The 17,566-nt window shown below is 69.6% G+C and carries 12 protein-coding genes, 1 other RNA gene and 3 pseudogenes; 4 read left to right on the top strand and 12 right to left on the bottom strand.

Annotated features, from left to right (window positions below):
- Nucleotides 1-5: 5 nt before the first annotated feature.
- The 6 genes from MCHUDSM44219_RS15490 to MCHUDSM44219_RS15515 form a co-directional block, all read right to left on the bottom strand.
- Nucleotides 6-635: a PaaI family thioesterase gene (locus tag MCHUDSM44219_RS15490; protein ID WP_048419149.1), complete on the bottom strand. Its 630-nt coding sequence runs from the start codon at nt 633-635 to the stop codon at nt 6-8.
- Nucleotides 636-3,620 carry a bifunctional [glutamine synthetase] adenylyltransferase/[glutamine synthetase]-adenylyl-L-tyrosine phosphorylase gene (locus MCHUDSM44219_RS15495; protein WP_048419150.1) on the bottom strand — a complete coding sequence of 995 codons (2,985 nt, stop codon included), beginning with the start codon at nt 3,618-3,620 and terminating at the stop codon, nt 636-638.
- Between the two features lie 29 nt (nt 3,621-3,649).
- The gene (locus tag MCHUDSM44219_RS15500) at nt 3,650-4,990 is read right to left on the bottom strand and encodes a glutamine synthetase family protein (protein WP_048419151.1); all 1,341 of its coding nucleotides are present in this window, start codon (nt 4,988-4,990) and stop codon (nt 3,650-3,652) included.
- A gap of 45 nt (nt 4,991-5,035) precedes the next feature.
- On the bottom strand, nt 5,036-6,526 hold the full coding sequence (locus MCHUDSM44219_RS15505) for an alpha/beta hydrolase (protein WP_048419152.1): 1,491 nt from the start codon (nt 6,524-6,526) through the stop codon (nt 5,036-5,038).
- A 63-nt stretch (nt 6,527-6,589) separates the two neighbouring features.
- Nucleotides 6,590-8,125, bottom strand: coding sequence for an alpha/beta hydrolase (locus tag MCHUDSM44219_RS15510; protein WP_201778150.1), 1,536 nt, complete (start codon nt 8,123-8,125; stop codon nt 6,590-6,592).
- A 63-nt stretch (nt 8,126-8,188) separates the two neighbouring features.
- A complete protein-coding gene (locus tag MCHUDSM44219_RS15515; protein ID WP_048419154.1) occupies nt 8,189-9,589 on the bottom strand; it encodes a WS/DGAT/MGAT family O-acyltransferase in 1,401 nt (466 codons plus the stop codon).
- A gap of 157 nt (nt 9,590-9,746) precedes the next feature.
- On the opposite strand from MCHUDSM44219_RS15515, the gene panB reads away from it, so the two are divergent.
- Nucleotides 9,747-10,589: a 3-methyl-2-oxobutanoate hydroxymethyltransferase gene (gene panB, locus MCHUDSM44219_RS15520; protein WP_048419155.1), complete on the top strand. Its 843-nt coding sequence runs from the start codon at nt 9,747-9,749 to the stop codon at nt 10,587-10,589.
- Here the strand turns inward: panB and MCHUDSM44219_RS15525 are convergent.
- Nucleotides 10,586-11,365: an enoyl-CoA hydratase/isomerase family protein gene (locus tag MCHUDSM44219_RS15525; RefSeq protein ID WP_048419156.1), complete on the bottom strand. Its 780-nt coding sequence runs from the start codon at nt 11,363-11,365 to the stop codon at nt 10,586-10,588. The two genes, panB and MCHUDSM44219_RS15525, sit on opposite strands and share 4 nt — an antisense overlap.
- Before the next feature lie 25 nt (nt 11,366-11,390).
- Entirely contained in the window at nt 11,391-13,172 is a 1,782-nt protein-coding gene (locus tag MCHUDSM44219_RS15530; protein ID WP_048419157.1) for a fatty acyl-AMP ligase, read from the bottom strand.
- Nucleotides 13,173-13,324: 152 nt separating this feature from the next.
- Between MCHUDSM44219_RS15530 and MCHUDSM44219_RS15535 the strand changes: the two genes are divergently transcribed.
- Nucleotides 13,325-14,821: a CYTH and CHAD domain-containing protein gene (locus MCHUDSM44219_RS15535; protein WP_048419158.1), complete on the top strand. Its 1,497-nt coding sequence runs from the start codon at nt 13,325-13,327 to the stop codon at nt 14,819-14,821.
- A gap of 10 nt (nt 14,822-14,831) precedes the next feature.
- On the opposite strand, the gene rnpB is transcribed toward MCHUDSM44219_RS15535, so the two are convergent.
- Nucleotides 14,832-15,263, bottom strand: an RNA gene (gene rnpB, locus MCHUDSM44219_RS28475) — RNase P RNA component class A.
- Nucleotides 15,264-15,321: 58 nt separating this feature from the next.
- Between rnpB and MCHUDSM44219_RS15540 the strand changes: the two genes are divergently transcribed.
- Nucleotides 15,322-15,792, top strand: a complete 471-nt coding sequence (locus MCHUDSM44219_RS15540; protein ID WP_413783613.1) for a helix-turn-helix transcriptional regulator — start codon at nt 15,322-15,324, stop codon at nt 15,790-15,792.
- Nucleotides 15,789-16,208, top strand: coding sequence for a VOC family protein (locus MCHUDSM44219_RS15545; protein ID WP_048419159.1), 420 nt, complete (start codon nt 15,789-15,791; stop codon nt 16,206-16,208). The genes MCHUDSM44219_RS15540 and MCHUDSM44219_RS15545 overlap by 4 nt, the downstream gene beginning before the upstream one ends.
- A gap of 164 nt (nt 16,209-16,372) precedes the next feature.
- Here MCHUDSM44219_RS15545 and MCHUDSM44219_RS31070 read toward each other — a convergent pair.
- The 3 pseudogenes from MCHUDSM44219_RS31070 to MCHUDSM44219_RS31080 form a co-directional block, all read right to left on the bottom strand.
- Nucleotides 16,373-16,657: pseudogene (locus MCHUDSM44219_RS31070) on the bottom strand (HNH endonuclease); the annotation flags it as partial.
- A 1-nt stretch (nt 16,658) separates the two neighbouring features.
- Nucleotides 16,659-17,345 (bottom strand): annotated as a pseudogene (locus MCHUDSM44219_RS31075) (HNH endonuclease); the annotation flags it as partial.
- 1 nt (nt 17,346) lies between these two features.
- Nucleotides 17,347-17,566: pseudogene (locus MCHUDSM44219_RS31080) on the bottom strand (HNH endonuclease); the annotation flags it as partial.

Consider the following 17,566-nt stretch of genomic DNA (forward strand, 5'->3'; position numbering starts at 1 on the left):
GGCGCTCAGCCGGCGTCCCGCGCCCACGCGGGCATGATGAACACCCCTTCGGCCTCGACGGTCACCCCGTCGGCGTCCTTGAGGTGACCGCGCGCGAAGGTCTTGGCGCCCTCGCTGCGCTCCACGAACGCCTCGGCGCGCACCGGCCCCAGATGGGTGCCGCGCCGGTAGCGCAGGCTGATGGTGCCGGTGAACTTCGGCAGGTTCAGCCCCTCGCTGGCCACCTCGCCGAGGATGTGGTCGAGCACCAGCGCGCAGATGCCGCCGTGTACCCATCCCGGAGGGCCCTCGTAGGCGGGACCCAGGGTGAACTCGCTCCAGCAGCTGCCGTCGGGCTCGTGCTCGATGACCATCGGCGGCGCGATCGCATTACGCAGTCCCACCGCAGGATTCGCCCAGGCCACGGCCCGGTTGCTGTCGGCGTGGCGCAGTGTGGACCGACCCGAGCGCGTGCGCTGCTCCAGCAGCGCCGTGGCCTCCTCGAGGTGTTCGAGCGCCAGCAGCACGGTCGCGTCGTCGACCTCGGTGTGGATCCCGACGTCGATGAGCGTCCGCAGGGCGTCGGTCAACGGCTCGTAGACCCGGCGCTGCCGCTCGAAGTCCTCGGCGCTGATCACGTCGAACGTGAATTCCACTTATCCTCCAAACACTTTGCGCACCACGGCTTTCGCACGTCGCGTCACCCGCAGATAGTTGTCCAGGAACTCTCCCCCGTCCCCGTCGGGCCAGCCCGCCGCCACCGCGACGGCGTTGAGCAGCTTGCCTGGGCCCGGCAGCTGATCTGTGGGCTTGCCGCGCACCAGCACCAGCGCGTTGCGCGCGCGGGTCGCCGTCAGCCACGCCTCACGCAGCAGTTCGATGTCCCCCTCGGCGATCAGCTCGGCCGCCCCGATCGCGTTGAGCGTGTCCAGTGTCGAGGTGGTGTGCAGTGCCGGGATCTTGTCCGCGAAGCGCAGCTGCAGCAGCTGCACCGTCCACTCGATGTCGGCCAGCCCGCCGCGGCCCAGCTTGGTGTGGGTGTTCGGGTCGGCGCCGCGCGGCAGCCTCTCCGCGTCGACCCGCGCCTTGATCCGCCGGATCTCCTGCACGGTCTGCGCGGACACCCCGCCCGCCGGGTAGCGAGTCTTGTCGATCATCAGCAGGAAACGTTCGCCCAGTTCGAGATCGCCGGCCACCCGGTGCGCGCGCAGCAGCGCCTGCACCTCCCACGGTTGCGCCCACTGCGCGTAGTACGCCTCGTAGGACGCCAGCGTGCGCACCAGCGGGCCCTGCCGGCCCTCGGGGCGCAGATTGATGTCGACCTCGAGCGGCGGATCGGCACCCGGGGTGCCCAGCCGCGCGCGGACCTGTTCGGCGACGGTCACCGACCACTTGACCGCGACGGATTCCTCGACGCCGTCGTGCGGCTCGCAGACGAACATGACATCGGCGTCGGAGCCGTAGCCGAGTTCCCGCCCGCCGAGCCGGCCCATCCCGATCACCGCGATGCGGGCGGGCGGCCCCTGCTTCGGGGTGTTGGCGCGGATCACGGCGTCGAGGGCGGCCTGCAGCACCGCCACCCACATCGACGTCAGCTGCGCGCACACCTCGGTGACCTCGAGCATGCCGAGCAGGTCGGCCGACGCGATGCGGGCCAGCTCGCGCCGCCGCAGTGAGCGCGCCGCCGCGATCGCCCGGGTCGGGTCGCTGTGCCGGGCCGCCGAGGCCACCAGGGAGCGCGCCACGCCGTCGGTGTCGACGTCGCACAGCTTCGGTCCGTTGGGTCCGTCGGCGTAGAGCTGGATGACCTCGGGCGCACGCATCAGCAGCTCGGGCACGTACGCCGAGGTGCCCAGCACGTGCATCAGCCGCTTGGCCACCGCGCCCTCGTCGCGCAGCGTCGCCAGATACCAACGCTGCTCGGCCAATTCATCGCTGATCCTGCGGTAGTTGAGCAGGCCCGCGTCGGGGTCGGGGGTGTCGGACAGCCAGTCGAGCAGCGTCGGCAACAGCACCTGCTGCACCCGACCGCGGCGCCCGCTGCTCGAGGTCAGGGCGGCCAGATGGGTCAGTGCGCTCTGCGGGCCCTCGTATCCCAGTGCGGCGAGCTGACGTTCGGCGGATTCGGCGCTCATGCCGAGGCCGAGCGCGGTCTGGCCCACCGATTCGAGCAGCGGTTGGTAGAACAGCTTGGCGTGCAGCCGCGACACCCGGTGGCTCTGACGTTTGAGCTCCTCGCGCAGCACCCCCAGCGCGTCGTGGCGACCGTCCGGCCGGATGTGCGCGGCACGCGCGAGCCAGCGCATCGCCTCGTCGTCGTCGTCCTCGGGGAGCAGGTGGGTGCGCTTGAGGCGTTGCAGTTGCAGCCGGTGTTCGAGCAGCCGCAGGAACTCGTATGACGCGGTCATGTTGGCCGCGTCGTCGCGCCCGATGTAGCCGCCGTCGCCGAGGGCGGCCAGCGCGTTCACGGTCGACGCGACATGCAGCGACTCGTCGACGCGCCCGTGCACCAACTGCAGCAGCTGCACGGCGAACTCGACGTCGCGCAGGCCGCCGGTGCCCAGCTTCAGTTCGCGCGACCGCACCCCTGCGGGCACCAGTTCGACCACCCGGCGGCGCATCGCCTGCACGTCGGCGACGAAATCCTCCCGCTCGCAGGCGGTCCACACCATGGGCATGAGCGCATCGATGTAGCGGCGGCCGAGGTCGGCGTCGCCGGCGGCCGGGCGCGCTTTCATCAGGGCCTGGAACTCCCAGGTCTTGGCCCACCGCTCGTAGTAGGCGACGTGGGAGTCCAGCGTGCGCACCAGCGGACCCTGTTTGCCCTCGGGGCGCAGCGCGGCGTCCACTTCGAAGAACGCGTCGGAGGCCAGCCGCATCATCTCTCCGGCGATCCGGGTGGCCAGCGCCAGCCGGCTGTGCGACCCGTCGTCGGTGACGAAGATGACGTCGACGTCGCTGACGTAGTTGAGTTCCCGGGCGCCGCACTTGCCCATCGCGATCACCGCGAGCGCCGGCGGCTCGTCGTCGGTGTCTTTTCTGTCCCCGCACACCGCGCGGATGCTGACGGTCAGTGCCGCGTGCAGCGCGGCGTCGGCGAGGTCCGAGAGGTGCTCCCCCACGACCGTGAACGGCAGCACCGGCTCGTTCTCGACCGTGGGTGCGACGTCGAGAGCGGCGAGCACCAGCAGCCGGTCCCGGTACAGGGTGCGCAGCTCGGGGGCGGCAGCGATTGTGCCGCTGGCGTTTTCGGCGATCTCGGCGAACATCCGCGCGAGTTCCGCGGGCGTGGGCAAGCTCACCCGGCCTGCGAGCAGATGCCACGACTGCGGGTGGGCGACGAGGTGGTCGCCGAGCGCCAGTGACGAGCCCAGTGCGGCGAACAACCGGCCGCGCAGACCGCGGTCCTTGAGTAGGGCGCCGTTGAGCTCGTCCCACTCGGTGCCGAGTGCCTCGGCGAGCCGGACGACGGCACGCAGCGCCGTGTCGGCGTCGGGGGCCCGCGACAGGGACCACAGCAGCTCGACGTGGGCGTCGGTGTTCCAGCCCAGCTGCTCGAGGTCGGACTGCGCCGTCGGCTCGACGAGGCCGAGTCGCCCGACGCCGGGCAGCTTGGGACGCTGCGTCGCGGGCTTGGCCATACCGGTGAATCTAGCCGAGCGACTCCCGACTACAACGACAGGTAGTTCTTCAGCTCGAACGGCGTGACGTGGCTGCGGTAGTTCTCCCACTCGGCGCGCTTGTTGCGCAGGAAGAAGTCGAAGACGTGCTCGCCGAGCGCCTCGGCGACCAGTTCGGAGTCCTCCATCTGGGTCAGCGCCACGCCGAGACTGCCGGGCAGCTCCTTGTATCCCATGGCCCGTCGCTCTTCGGGGGTCAGGCTCCACACGTTGTCCTCGGCCTGCGGTCCGAGCACGTAGTTCTTCTCGATCCCGCGCAGACCGGCGGCGAGCAGCACCGCGAACGTCAGGTACGGGTTGCACGCCGAGTCGGGGCTGCGCACTTCGACGCGGCGCGACGACGCCTTGTGCGGGGTGTACATCGGAACCCGCACCAGCGCCGAGCGGTTGGCCGCCCCCCAGGACGCGGCCGTGGGCGCCTCGCCGCCGTGCACGAGCCGCTTGTAGGAGTTCACCCACTGGTTGGTGACGGCGCTGATCTCCTGCGCGTGCTCGAGAATGCCTGCGATGAACGACTTCCCGATGTCGGAGAGTTGCTGCGGATCGTCGGCGCTGTGGAAGGCGTTGGTCTCGCCCTCGAACAGGCTCATGTGCGTGTGCATCGCCGAGCCGGGGTGTTCGGCGAACGGCTTGGGCATGAACGAGGCGCGCACGCCGTCGGCCAGCGCCACCTCCTTGACCACGTAGCGGAACGTCATCACGTTGTCGGCCATCGACAGGGCGTCGGCGTAGCGCAGGTCGATCTCCTGCTGGCCGGGTGCGCCCTCGTGGTGGCTGAACTCCACCGAGATGCCCATCTGCTCGAGCGCGTCGATGGCGTGGCGACGGAAGTTCGGCGCGGCGTCGTGCACGGCCTGGTCGAAGTAGCCGCCGTTGTCGGCGGGCACCGGCGGGGTGCCGTCGTCGGGTCCGGGCTTGAGGAGGAAGAACTCGATCTCGGGGTGTACGTAGCAGGAGAAGCCCAGATCGCTGGCCTTGGACAGCTGGCGGCGCAGCACGTGCCGGGAGTCGGCCCACGACGGCGAGCCGTCGGGCATGGTGATGTCGCAGAACATGCGGGCCGAGTGGTGATCACCGGCGCTGGACGTCCACGGCAGCACCTGGAAGGTCGACGGGTCGGGCCGGGCGACCATGTCGGCCTCGGAGACGCGCGCGAAGCCCTCGATCGACGAGCCGTCGAAGCCGATGCCCTCCTCGAACGCGCCCTCCAATTCGGCGGGCGCGATCGCGACCGACTTCAGGTATCCGAGCACATCGGTGAACCACAGCCGGACGAAACGGATATCGCGTTCCTCCAGCGTGCGCAGCACGAATTCCTTCTGCCGATCCATGCTCGAAGCGTAGGTTCCGCCTGTTAATTCTGTGTTACAGCGCTGCTAGCACCGCAAACCGGCGGGGGGCGGGACCGAGTCGATCAGGAAGTTGACGACGGAGGTGTCGACGCACTGGTCGCCGTTGAACACGACGGTGTGCTGGCTGCCGTCGAAGGTGATCAGCGAGGCGTTCATCTGGCGGGCCAGATCGACGCCCGCCTGGTACGGCGTCGCGGGGTCGCCCGTGGTGGAGACGACGACGACCTTGCCGGGGCCGGGTGAGGTGGCCGCACCGACGATCGGCGTCGGCGGCACCGGCCACAGCGCGCAGACGTCGCGCGGCGCGTACCCGGTGAAGGAGCCGTACGCCGAGAACGGCGCCGCGGCCCGGATGCGCCGGTCGGCGTCGGCCCACGCGGCCGGGTCGGTGGGATAGGCCGAGTCGATGCAGCGGATGGCGGTGAACGCGTCCTGCCGGTTGCTGTAGTGCCCGTTGCGGTCCCGCTGCTGATAGTCGTCGGCGAGCAGCAACAGATCGATGGGGTCGGTGCCGCGGGCCAGCCCCAGCAGTCCGCTGGTCACGTACGGCCAGTAGCGCGGCGAGTACAGCCCGGAGACGGTGCCGGTGAACGCGTCCTGGTAGCTGAGCCCGCGCGGGTCGGACGTGGCGGCGGGGCGCGCGGCGAGCGGGTCGATGAGCTGGTGGAAGCGGGCGACGAACTGGGTGGGGTCGGTGCCCAGCGGGCACTCGACATCCTGGGCGCAGTCCGCGGCGTACTTGTCGAACGCCTGCTGAAAACCCGCCATCTGGTTGACGCTCTCGGTGATGGGATCCAGGCTCGGGTCGACGGCGCCGTCGAGAACCATCGCGCGCACCCGGTCGGGGTAGCGGTCGGCGTAGGCGGCGCCGAGCTGGGTGCCGTAGGAGAAGCCGAGGAAGTTGATCTGGGCTTCGCCGAGCGCATCGCGAACCGCGTCCATGTCCCGCACCGCCGAGGCGGTGCCGATGTTGGCCAGGAAGTCCGGGCCCATGTTCGTCAGGCACTCGCCCGCGAAATCCCGCAGTATGCCTTCGATCTGGGCGACACCGGCGGGGCTGTAGTCGGTCATCGGCTGTGTGCGGTAGGCGTCGAACTGCGCGTCGCTGCGGCAGCGCAACTGCGGGGTGGAGTGGCCGACACCGCGGGGGTCGACACCGACCAGGTCGAACTGCTGCAGGATCGGCGAGCCGGCGAGGTCGCCGCCCATGTCGGCGACGGTGTCGACGGCCGACGCACCGGGGCCGCCCGGGTTGACGAGCAGCGCGCCGAGCCGCTTGCCGCTGGCCGGAACCTTGATGACCGCCAATTGCGCTTGCGCCCCATCGGGTTTCGCATAATCGACCGGTACCGACACGGTGGTGCACTGCGCTGTGGGAATCCGCGACGCGTCGGTGATGACGGCCGCGCACGAGCCCCACGCCGTGGTCGGCGCCGCCTGCGCCGGCGGGCAGAGCGCAGCCGTCAGCACGCACACAGCCGCAATCGCCCGTCCCACCCGCCACATGGCGACCATGCTGTCATGCGATGAGACACGGGGCTTCCCCCGGGACCCAACGGTGACCGGGCTGTTACCCGCTCAGCATCGGGTGTCCGGCGGCGGCACCGTCACGTCGACCAGGTAGCGGGTCGCGATGTCGTCGACGCAGGCGTCGCCCTGCAGTGCGACGGTGTGCTGGGTGCCGTCGAAGGTGAGCAGAGTGCCGCCGAGCTGCTTGGCCAGGTCGACACCGGCCTGGTACGGCGTGGCGGGATCGTTGGTGGTGGAGACCACCAGGATCGGCGGCAGCCCGGTCGCCTTGATCTCGTGCCGTTCGCTGGTGGGCGGCACGGGCCACATCGCGCAGGTGCCCAGCGGCGCGAAGCCGGTGAAGTCGCCGTAGCTCATGAACGGCGCCACCTCCCGCATCCGGCGGTCCTGATCGACCAGCGTGGCCCGGTCGGTGATCGCCGGCTTGTCGACACAGTTGACCGCGACGCGCACGTCGGTGGAGTTGTTGTAGTGACCCTGGGCGTCGCGGCCCATGTACAGGTCGGCCAGCGACAGCATGGTGTCGCCGCGGCCCTGTTTGATCTCGGTGAGCGCCTGCGTCAGGTGCCGCCACAGGTTCGGCGAGTACAGCGGCAGGATGGTGCCCACCACGGCGTCGGAGTAGCTCAGGCCGCGGGGGTCGGCGGTCTGCGCCGGCTTCTCCACCAGTGGCCACACCAGGGACTGGTAGACCTCCACCGCCTTGGCCGGGTCGGTGCCCAGCGGGCAGTTGGAGTCCTTGGCGCAGTCGGCGGCGTAGTCGTCGAAGGCCTTCTGGAACGCCGCGGCCTGGCGGATGTCGGCCTCGATCGGATCGGCGTTCGGGTCGACGGCGCCGTCGAGGATCATCGCGCGGACCTTGTCCGGGTACGCCTCGGCATAGCCGGCGCCGATACGGGTGCCGTAGGAATAGCCGAGGTAGGTCAGCTTCTCGTCGCCGAGAGCCTGCCGGATCGCATCGAGATCCCTTACCACGCTTGTGGTTCCGACGTTGGCGAGAAAGTCCTTGCCCATCTTGTCGACGCAGCGCTGCACGAACTCCTTGGTGAGCTTCTCGATGTGTGCGACACCTTCGGGCGTGTAGGCGACGACGTTGTCGGCGCGCAGCCGGTCGTTGTCGGCGTCGCTGTTGCACCACACCGCCGGTGAGGAGTTCGCCACGCCGCGCGGGTCGAAGCCGACCAGGTCGAAGCGCTGCCGTAGTTCCTCGGGCAGCGTCGCGATCATCGAGGCCGCGGCGTTGACCCCGGATTCGCCCGGGCCGCCGGGGTTGACGATCAGGGAACCGATCTTGTCGCCGGTGGCCTTGAACTTCACGATCGCGATCTGAGCGACGGCGCCGTCGGCGCTCTCGGCGTTGTCCCAGTTCACCGGCACGGACAGCAGCCCGCATTCGGCGCCGGTCGGAATTCGTGAGCGGTCCGACGGGCCGGCGGGGTGGCAGGACGTCCACTGGATCGGCGAGCCGGGTCGCGGCACCGAGATCATCGCGCGGCCGTCCACCACCTTGCTGCACCCGGCGACGAGCAGGATCACCGCGGCGAGGATGAGGCCGGATCTCGCGATCCCGGTCGTGTACTTCATGGCTCCACATGCTGCCATGAAGTCCCATCGCCGCTGGCGAGGCGCGGTTCGGGGCCGGGCTGACTACCGCGTCGCGGCGAGCAGCTCGGCCAGCGCCACGTCGAAGTCGTCGGCCATGTCCCACAGGTCGGGCAGCAGTTCGGGGCACGAGACGATGCCGACGTCGAGGTTGCCCGACAGCGACATCACGGTCATGTTCAGTCCCGAGCCGTGGAAGATCGGCCCGAGCGGATACATCGCCTTCACCTCGCAGCCGAGCATGTAGAGCCGCCCCTGGGGGCCGGGCACGTTGGACACCACCAGGTTGTGCACCGGCCGGGCGCCGGAGAGCCGGCTGCTCGCGTACACCCGCATCGCCGTGCCGAACACCGCGGGCGCGGCGAACTGGGTCCAGTCCTGCAGCAGGGTCGCCGCGATGGCCGAACTGTGTTGTTTGGCAACGGAATTGGCTTCAGCGATGGCTTTGAGCCGCTCCGCGGGGTCTTCGATGTTGGTCTCCAGCCGGGCGAACATGCCCGACACCTGGTTGCGGCCGGGCCGGTCGGACTTCTCGTGCACCGATACCGGCACCATCGCCACCAGCGAGTTGTTCGGCAGTTCGCCCCGGTTGAGCAGGAAGGTGCGCAGCACCCCGGACACCAGCGCCATCACCACGTCGTTGACCTTGACGCCGAAGTGGTTCTTGACGGTCTTGATGTCCTCGAGGTCCAGTTGCGCGAACGCGACGTTGCGGTGCCCGGTCACGTTGGCGTTGAACGCGGTTCTGGGCGCCACGAACGGGGGCGCCATCGTCATGCCGGCGCGGGCCCGTTTGACGGTGTCGATGACGGTGGTCAACGTGTTGGGCACCACATTGACGAGCTTGAGCGGCCGGGCGGCGAAGCGCACGGCCCCGCTGACGGCGATCTCGAGGTCGCTGCCCCCGCCCGGGCCGTCCACGGGTTCGGGCGCGGGCGCGTCGGGTTCGGTGGTGCAGAGCTTGGACATCAGGTTGGCGCCCGTCACGCCGTCCACCGCGGCGTGGTGCACCTTGGTCATCACCGCGATGCGTACGCCCTCCTGCACAGTGCCGTCGCCGGGTCCCCCGACGTTCTCGATCACCCACATCTCCCACAGCGGCCGCGTCCGGTCCAGCGGCAGCGAGGCGATGTGGCCGCAGATGTCGGCGAGTTCGCGGCGCCCGCCCGGTGACGGCAGGCCGATCCGGTGCAGATGCCGGTCGACGTCAAAGTCCTTGTCGTCCACCCACACCGGATGGTCGAGGTTGAACCGGTTGTCGGCGATCCGCTCGCGGAACTCGGGCATCGCCCGGATGCGTTCTGCCAGAAGATCACGGAGGCGGTCGAAGGCGTATCCGCCCGGCATCGTCGAGGCGTCCAGCTCGAGGATCGAGCACACGTGCAACGGCTGAGCCGCGGTCTCGAGGTAGAGGAAACTGGCGTCGAGCCCGCTGAGCCGTTGCATCCGCCGATCGTATGCGCGGCGCCCGCCGGTGTGAGCAAATCCACTTAACGTGTTGTTCAACTTCTGGTGACGTGGTGGCAGACTGGACGGGTCAGCGGTACCCGGGGACCCGAAGCGGCCTCGAGGAGCCGAAACGACGACCCTCTGGGGGACAACGATGTCTGAACAGACCCTGTACGGAGCTGCCGCCGGCGCCGGTGCGCCGCGGACGCGGGTCCGCACCCATCACCTCGCCAAGTGGAAATCCGAAGGCCACAAGTGGGCCATGCTCACCGCGTACGACTACTCGACCGCAGCGGTGTTCGACGAGGCCGAGATCCCGGTGCTCCTGGTCGGTGATTCCGCCGCGAACGTCGTCTACGGCTACGACACCACCGTTCCGGTGACCATCGACGAACTGATCCCCCTGGTGCGCGGCGTCGTCCGCGGCGCCCCGCACGCGCTGGTGGTGGCCGACCTGCCGTTCGGCAGCTACGAAGCGGGCCCGGCGCAGGCCCTGGCCAGCGCCACCCGGTTCCTCAAGGAGTCCGGCGCCCACGCCGTCAAGCTCGAAGGCGGCGAGCGGGTGGCCGAGCAGATCGCCACCCTGACCGCGGCGGGCATCCCCGTGATGGCCCACATCGGCTTCACCCCGCAGAGCGTGAACGGTCTCGGCGGATTCAAGGTGCAGGGGCGCGGCGACGCCGCCGAGCAGACGATCCACGACGCGATCGCCGTGCAGGAGGCCGGCGCGTTCGCCGTGGTGATGGAGATGGTTCCGGCCGAACTGGCCACCCAGATCACCGGCAAGCTCACCATCCCCACCGTCGGGATCGGCGCGGGCCCCAACTGCGACGCCCAGGTCCTCGTGTGGCAGGACATGGCCGGGATGACCAACGGCAGGACGGCCAAGTTCGTCAAGCGCTTCGGCGCCGTCGGTGACGAATTGCGCCGCGCGGCAGCCGATTACGCGCAGGAAGTGGCCAGCGGCGTCTTCCCCGCCGAGGAGCACTCCTTCTAGGAGAACTCGGGCTTGCGTTTGGCGAGAAACGCATCCACCCCTTCGCGTCCGTCGGCGGCCTCCGCGCGCTGGGCGATCAGCCGGCCCTCGAGTTCCATCTGTTCCTCGAGTCCGTTGGCGAAGCTGGCGAGCAGCAGCGCTTTGACGCCGCCGTTGGAGCCGCCCGACGTGGTGGACATGGCGGCGGCGAGTTCGTCTGCCCGCGCGGCGACATCGCCGTCGGGCAGTACCTCGGTGACCAGACCCCAGTGGAGCGCCTCGCGGCTGGACAGCATCCGGTTGGTGAGCATCAGCTCCTTGGTGCGGGCCACGCCGATCAGGCGCGGGAGGAAGTAGGTCGAGCTCCCGTCGGGGCTGAGGCCCACGCGGGTGTAGGCCATCGTGAACGACGCCGATTCGGCCGCGAGGATCAGATCGCCGGTGACCGCCAACGAGAATCCCGCACCCGCCGCGGTGCCGTTGACGGCGGTGATGACGACGGCGTCCATGCGGGCGAAGGTCGAGACGGCGCGGTGCAGGTCGTCGGCGACGCCCTTGAGGTGACGGCCGCGGTGCGGTGCCGACGCGAAATCCTTCAGGTCGCCTCCTGCGCAGAAGAACCGCCCGGCACCGGTGATCACCACGACCTTGATCGCGGGGTCGTCGCAGTGCGCGGCGACGTCGGCGAGTTCCCGCGTCATGACGGCGTTCATGCCGTTCGCGGCGTCGGGCCGGTTCAGCGTGATCCGGGCGATCGCGCCGGAGCGCTCGAAGGCAATCGTCTGATAGTCAGTCACACACCGGACTGTAACGCCCGCCGAATCAGATGACGCCCTCGAGATAGCGCGCCCGGCAGGCGCTGCGGGCCAACTTGCCGCTGGTGGTTCGCGGAATCGCGCCTGCAGCAACGAGTTTCACATCGGCCAGCGGAATGGCGTGGCGCCGCGACACCGCCGCACGGATGGCCTCGGCGATGGGCGCCGCCTCGGCGCGCCCGGCACCGGGTGCGCGCTCGGCGACGATCACCACCTCCTCGCGGCCGACGCCGGGCACGGAGAACGCGGCGACGAAGCCGGATCGCACCGCGGCCGAGGCCTCCGACACGGTGGCCTCGATGTCCTGTGGGTAGTGGTTGCGGCCGTCGACGATCACCAGGTCCTTCACGCGGCCGGTGATGAACAGCTGACCGTCGAGGTAGACCCCGAGGTCGCCGGTGCGCAGCCACAGGGCGCTTTCGGCCGCGCCCTCGGCGTGACTGCCCTGCGTCAGCCGCGACTGCAGCTTGTTGTGGAAGGTCAGTTCGGTCTCATCGGTGCGGCCCCAGTAGCCGCGGCCGATGTTGTCGCCGTGCAGCCAGATCTCGCCGACGCGGCCGTCGGGCAGCTCGCATTCGGTCTGCGTGTCGACGATCACCGCCCACTGGCTGCGGGCGATGTGCCCGCAGGAGACGCCGACGACGGCGTTCGGGTCGTCGGCGCCGACGCGCACGACCTGTCCGCGGCTGAGAGCCTCCCGGTCCATGTGCACCGCGGCGGGCGACGAGCCGGGCTCGGTGGTGGAGACGAACAGCGTCGCCTCGGCCATCCCGTAGGACGGCTTGATCGCGGCGGGGTTCAGACCGTAGGGCGCGAAGGCAGAGGTGAACGTCTCGATCGAGGCCATGCTGACCGGTTCGGAACCGTTGATCAGCCCGGCCACGTTGCTCAGGTCCAGCGCCTCGCCGGCGGGCGGCAGGCCGCGCTGGGCGGCGAGGTCGAACGCGAAGTTCGGGGCGGCCGCGAACGTCGGCTTGTCCGACGCACCCAGCTCCTTGATCCACCGGTAAGGGCGGCGCACGAACGACACCGGCGACATCAGTGTGATGTGTGCGCCCAGCAGGGCCGGGAACATGATCATCAGCAGGCCCATGTCGTGGAACAGCGGCAGCCAGCTGACGCTGCGGGTATCCCAGTCCAGGCCCACCGATTCGATCATCTGCACGACGTTCGTGCACGCGCCGCGGTGGGTGATCTCGACGCCGGCCGGGGTCCGCGTCGAGCCCGAGGTGTACTGCAGATAGGCGATGTCGTCGGTCGCCACCGGCGCGGGCACGAAGTCGCGGCCGATCGCGTCGGGAACGGCGTCGACGGCGATGATCCGGGGCCGCTGCGGCCGCGGGACCGTACGCAGGAACTCCCGAACCGGCTCTGCCGCGACGGTGGTCGTCAGCACCACGGTGGGCCGGGCGTCGGCGAGCACGGCATGCAGTCGGTCGGTGTGGCCGGGGAGTTCGGGCGCAAACAACGGCACCGCGATGGCGCCGGCCTGGATCGCGGCGAAGAAGCCGACCACGTAGTCCACGCCCTGCGGGGCGAGGATCGCGATCCGGTCGCCGGGCTGGGTGACCTGTTGAAGGCGCGTGCCCACTGCCCGCAGCCGGGTGCGGAACGCCGACCAGGTCAGCTCGACCGTGCGGTCATGGTCGAAGTCGAGGTACCGGTAGGCGGGCGCCTCGGCCCACTGTTCGGCATGGCGGTCGAGGAACGACGTCAGCGTGACTCCGGCCGGGATCTCGATGTTGCCTTCGGCGTCGAGATAGTCGTGGAGCCGCATGTCTGGACTCATAAGAGAATTATAAGAGTGACGCCGGCGAAAGCGTGCGCTGCCGCCCGTGTCGGGTCTCGTGTCGGTATCTCTTCGATCACGGCGCGGTGTTCGCGGTTCACTTGCGTGTGGCAATCTTGGGTCCCCCCGCGATGCCCGAAACGAAGGTGCCCATGCCAGCCCGATCGTCCGAAACGTCCAGGTACACCGAGACCGAGCGCAAGTTCGACGTGGTCGACTCGGCCGTCAGCCCGTCCTTCGACGGGCTGACCGCGGTGTCCCGCGTCGAGCGGCCGGCATCACAGTCGCTCGAGGCTGTCTATTACGACACAGCGAATCACGACCTGGCCCGGCACCGGATCACGCTGCGGCGCCGGACCGGCGGTACGGACGCCGGCTGGCACCTGAAGTTGCCGGCCGGCCCGGACAGCCGCACCGAGGTGCGGGCTCCGCTGGAGGAGGGCACCCCGGCACACCCGCAGGTGCCCGACGGCCTCCGCGATGTCGTCCTCGCAATCGTGCGGGAACGTGGGCTGGCGCCGGTGGCACGGATCAACACGGCGCGCAGCGTCGTGATGCTGTACGCGCCCGACGGCTCGGCGGTGGCCGAGTTCTGCGACGACCAGGTGACGGCCAAAGCCGTCGACGGCGAGGAACAGCAGTGGCGCGAATGGGAGCTGGAGCTCGCCGACGGCGCCGACCGTGAGCTGTTCAAGCCCCTGACCCGCCGCCTCCTCGACGCCGGCGCCCGCCCGGCCGGGCACGGCTCGAAGTTGGCGCGGGTGTTGGGATCCGAGGATGACTCGGATCAGTCCCCCGCGGCGTTGAGCGATCCGGTGCACCGGGCGGTCGCCGAGCAGGTCGCGCAGCTGATCGAGTGGGACCGCGCGGTCCGGTCGGACGTCTACGACTCTGTGCACCAGATGCGGGTGACGACGCGCAAGATACGCAGCCTGCTGCAGTCCTCCGAGGGCGCGTTCGGCATCTCCGACGATCACTGGATCCTCGCCGAGCTGCGGGAGCTGGCCGGTGTGCTGGGCATTGCGCGCGACGCGGAGGTGCTGGCGGAGCGCTACCAGCGCGCGCTCGACGGGCTGCCGGAATCGGCGGTGCGTGGTCCGGTGCGGGAGCGTCTCGTCGACGGTGCGCAGAAGAGATATCAGACTGGCTGGAAGCGGTCGCTGGCGGCGATGCGCTCGCCGCGGTACTTCCGCCTGCTGGACGCGCTGGAGGAGTTGGTGACGGCCGAGCCGCCGCCCCCGGCCTCGGGCGAGGAGCGGGCCGAGGTCACGTTCGACTCCGCCTACAAACGGGTTCGCAAGGCCGCCAAGAAGGCTCGCGTTGCCGCCGAGGAGCAGGACGAGCACGTCGACGAGGCGCTGCACCGCATCCGCAAGCGCGCCAAGCAGCTGCGCTACACCGCGGCGGCGACCGGGCAGAGCAAGGTCGCCGATCGGGCAAAGTCGATCCAGACGCTGCTGGGTGATCACCAGGACAGCGTGGTCAGCAGGAGCCATCTGAGCCGGCAGGCCGAGCTGGCGCACGCCGCCGGCGAGGACACGTTCACCTACGGGCTGCTCTATCAGCAGGAGCACGACCTCGCGTTGCGCTGCGAGGAACAGGTCGAAGAAGCACTCGCGGCACTGCACAAGGCCGTGCGCAAGGCGTGACCCCGTAGGGCGGATGAGCCGGCCTGTAAGCCGGATTCTGTCTCTCGCCGCCATGTCTGGCGGCGAAGTGGCGACCATCCATCTGGACACACCGTCACCGGGTGCCTCGAGCGGCCTACCCGCAGACTCGGGCGAGCAGCCCTCGGGCGTCTGCGCTGCCGCGCCCCCCGCGCGACATTCTTGGCCTTGCTTCGGGTGGGGTTTGCCGAGCCACTCCGGTCACCCGGAGCGCTGGTGCGCTCTTACCGCACCGTTTCACCCTTACCACCCCGTGGTCCGGAGACTCGGTGGTGGCGGTCTGCTTTCTGTGGCACTTTCCCGCGAGTCACCTCGGATTGCCGTTAGCAATCACCCTGCTCTGTGAAGTCCGGACTTTCCTCGAACCACCTAGGCCGTACCCCTATCCGGCCGGTCGATGATCCGCGGCCGCCCAGCCAGCTCATCCGCCCCCACAACGTAATGCTTGCGGCGGAGATTCCGGTAATGAATGCTCAGACGCCATGACGCAGGTTCGGCCGGCCCGCCACCTGATGCGTGCGAAGGATCTGGTCGACGCCCGGTACGCCGAGCCGATCACGATCGATGATCTGGCCGCGGCCGCCGGGTTGTCGCGGGCGCATTTCAGCCGGACGTTCACGACGACGTTCGGGGAGTCGCCGCGGGCCTACCTACAGACCCGCCGGCTGGAGCGGGCGGCCTCGCTGCTGCGCCACACCGACCGCCCGGTCGCCGAGATCTGCATGATGGTCGGGCTGACGAGCGTCGGATCCTTCACGACGAGTTTCGCCCGCGCCTACGGGCTTCCGCCCGCCGCTTACCGGGCGGCCATGCCGCCTGCCGCGGTGCATGCCCGCATCCCGAGTTGCATCCTCGGCCGCGACACCCGCCCGCGTGCGGTCAGCCGCGTCGGTGCAGACAGCACACCGGGAGAAGACGGCACGAGCGGACCGCCCGTAGCGTCGGGGCCATGATCAGGATCGCCAGCGTTCACCTGTGGGTGCACGATCAAGAAGTTGCGCTGAAGTTCTGGACCGAGAAGGCGGGAATGGAGGTGCGCCAGGACGTTTCGCTGCCCGATATCGACGGACTCTTCCGCTGGTTGACGGTCGGGCCGCCCGGTCAGGACGACGTCTCGATCGTGTTGATGGCGGTGCCCGGCGAACCGGTGATGGATGCGCCGACCCGCACCCAGGTGCTCGATCTCACCGCCAAGGGTTTCGCCGGCACCGTGTTCCTCACCACCGACGACTGCCACGCCAGCTACCAGGAACTGCGCTCGCGCGGCGTCGAGTTCACCGAGGAGCCCCACGAGATGCCCTACGGCATCGACTGCGGGTTCCGCGACCCGTCCGGCAACAGCGTCCGGCTCACCCAGCTCGCCTCTTAGGCAGTCCATTTCAGCTCGACAATGTCGATGCCGAGCCTGCCTTCGATCGTGCTGTGTCGTCGGGTGGGTCCGGGTAGTGGTGGGGCGGTGGAGTGGTAGGTCGCGCCGGTGGGCGTTCGGTATTCGGCGGTGTGCCGACCGTCGTGGTCGGTGGTGGTGACCTNGTGGGTCCGGGTAGTGGTGGGGCGGTGGAGTGGTAGGTCGCGCCGGTGGGCGTTCGGTATTCGGCGGTGTGCCGACCGTCGTGGTCGGTGGTGGTGACCTGCCAGCCGGGGGCTTCTTTGGCGTAGTTGCAGGTTTCGCAGGACCCTGCCCCGTTGAGTGCGCTGGTTTTTCCGCCCTTGTGGTGGGGGGTGGCGTGGTCGTGGTGGCGGATCGGGGCGTTGCAGTACGGGGTGCGGCAGGTCTGGTCGCGCAGCCCGATGAACGCCGCCAACCCCTTCGGAAATNGCGGATCGGGGCGTTGCAGTACGGGGTGCGGCAGGTCTGGTCGCGCAGCCCGATGAACGCCGCCAACCCCTTCGGAAATAGCCGTGCCTTGCTCTCCATCGCCACGAGTTGCCCGCTGGCGGGGTGCCGGTAGAGCCGCCGCAGTGTGGCTTTGGCGGCCTCGTCGGTGATGGCGTCGGAGACCAGGTCGCGCGCTACCGCCGCCGGGACCGGGCCGTAGCCCTGGACCCAGCCCGGGCTGTCGTCCTCCCCGAACAGGGTGGTGTCGGCCAGCACGAGGTTCAGCGCGACCGGCGATGGTGTGTCGGCCGGGCGGGCGGTCACCCGCTCATAGAGGGTGTCGGTCATGACCTGCCCCCGCGACCGCCCATCACCACCGGTGGTGTCGGCCTCCCGTTTGAGGGCGGCGTACACCCCGATGCCCTGGGACAGCGGCATCAGCGCAGTCAGATACACCATCCCGTTCGGGGCGCACCGGGTCCACACCCCCGCACTCTGCGCAGCGCGGTTCTTCCGCTCGACCACCGCGGCGGCATCCAGGCGGGCGGCGATCGCCGCGGACGCGGCTTCGATGCGCTTGTTGCCCAGCCCGGCCAGCGCCTGCTGATCGGCGCACAGTTCGGCATCCAACACCCGGCGGTCTTCCACGGTGAGGCAGGCCGAGGCTTTGACGATCAGGGTGGCCCGNAGCGCCTGCTGATCGGCGCACAGTTCGGCATCCAACACCCGGCGGTCTTCCACGGTGAGGCAGGCCGAGGCTTTGACGATCAGGGTGGCCCGATATTCGGTCAGCACCCCCGCCTCCAGCGCGGCCAGGGTGTGCGGCATCTCGTGCACCAGCGCATTCGCGAAACCCAGATGCTGGTTACCGCACACCGGGGCGTCCAGGCGGGCCAGCGCGATCTCCG

Origin of the sequence: Mycolicibacterium chubuense (genome assembly GCF_001044255.1) — a bacterium.
Taxonomy (GTDB): domain Bacteria; phylum Actinomycetota; class Actinomycetes; order Mycobacteriales; family Mycobacteriaceae; genus Mycobacterium; species Mycobacterium chubuense.

Excerpts from the sequence above, each read along its gene's own strand:
- MCHUDSM44219_RS15530 (WP_048419157.1), bottom strand. The coding sequence starts at position 13,172 with ATGAGTCCAGACATGCGGCTCCACGACTATCTCGACGCCGAAGGCAAC.
- MCHUDSM44219_RS15540 (WP_413783613.1), top strand. The coding sequence starts at position 15,322 with ATGACGCAGGTTCGGCCGGCCCGCCACCTGATGCGTGCGAAGGATCTG.
- MCHUDSM44219_RS15500 (WP_048419151.1), bottom strand. The coding sequence starts at position 4,990 with ATGGATCGGCAGAAGGAATTCGTGCTGCGCACGCTGGAGGAACGCGAT.
- MCHUDSM44219_RS15535 (WP_048419158.1), top strand. The coding sequence starts at position 13,325 with ATGCCAGCCCGATCGTCCGAAACGTCCAGGTACACCGAGACCGAGCGC.
- MCHUDSM44219_RS15495 (WP_048419150.1), bottom strand. The coding sequence starts at position 3,620 with ATGGCCAAGCCCGCGACGCAGCGTCCCAAGCTGCCCGGCGTCGGGCGA.
- panB (WP_048419155.1), top strand. The coding sequence starts at position 9,747 with ATGTCTGAACAGACCCTGTACGGAGCTGCCGCCGGCGCCGGTGCGCCG.
- MCHUDSM44219_RS15505 (WP_048419152.1), bottom strand. The coding sequence starts at position 6,526 with ATGGTCGCCATGTGGCGGGTGGGACGGGCGATTGCGGCTGTGTGCGTG.
- MCHUDSM44219_RS15510 (WP_201778150.1), bottom strand. The coding sequence starts at position 8,125 with ATGAAGTACACGACCGGGATCGCGAGATCCGGCCTCATCCTCGCCGCG.
- MCHUDSM44219_RS15515 (WP_048419154.1), bottom strand. The coding sequence starts at position 9,589 with ATGCAACGGCTCAGCGGGCTCGACGCCAGTTTCCTCTACCTCGAGACC.
- MCHUDSM44219_RS15545 (WP_048419159.1), top strand. The coding sequence starts at position 15,789 with ATGATCAGGATCGCCAGCGTTCACCTGTGGGTGCACGATCAAGAAGTT.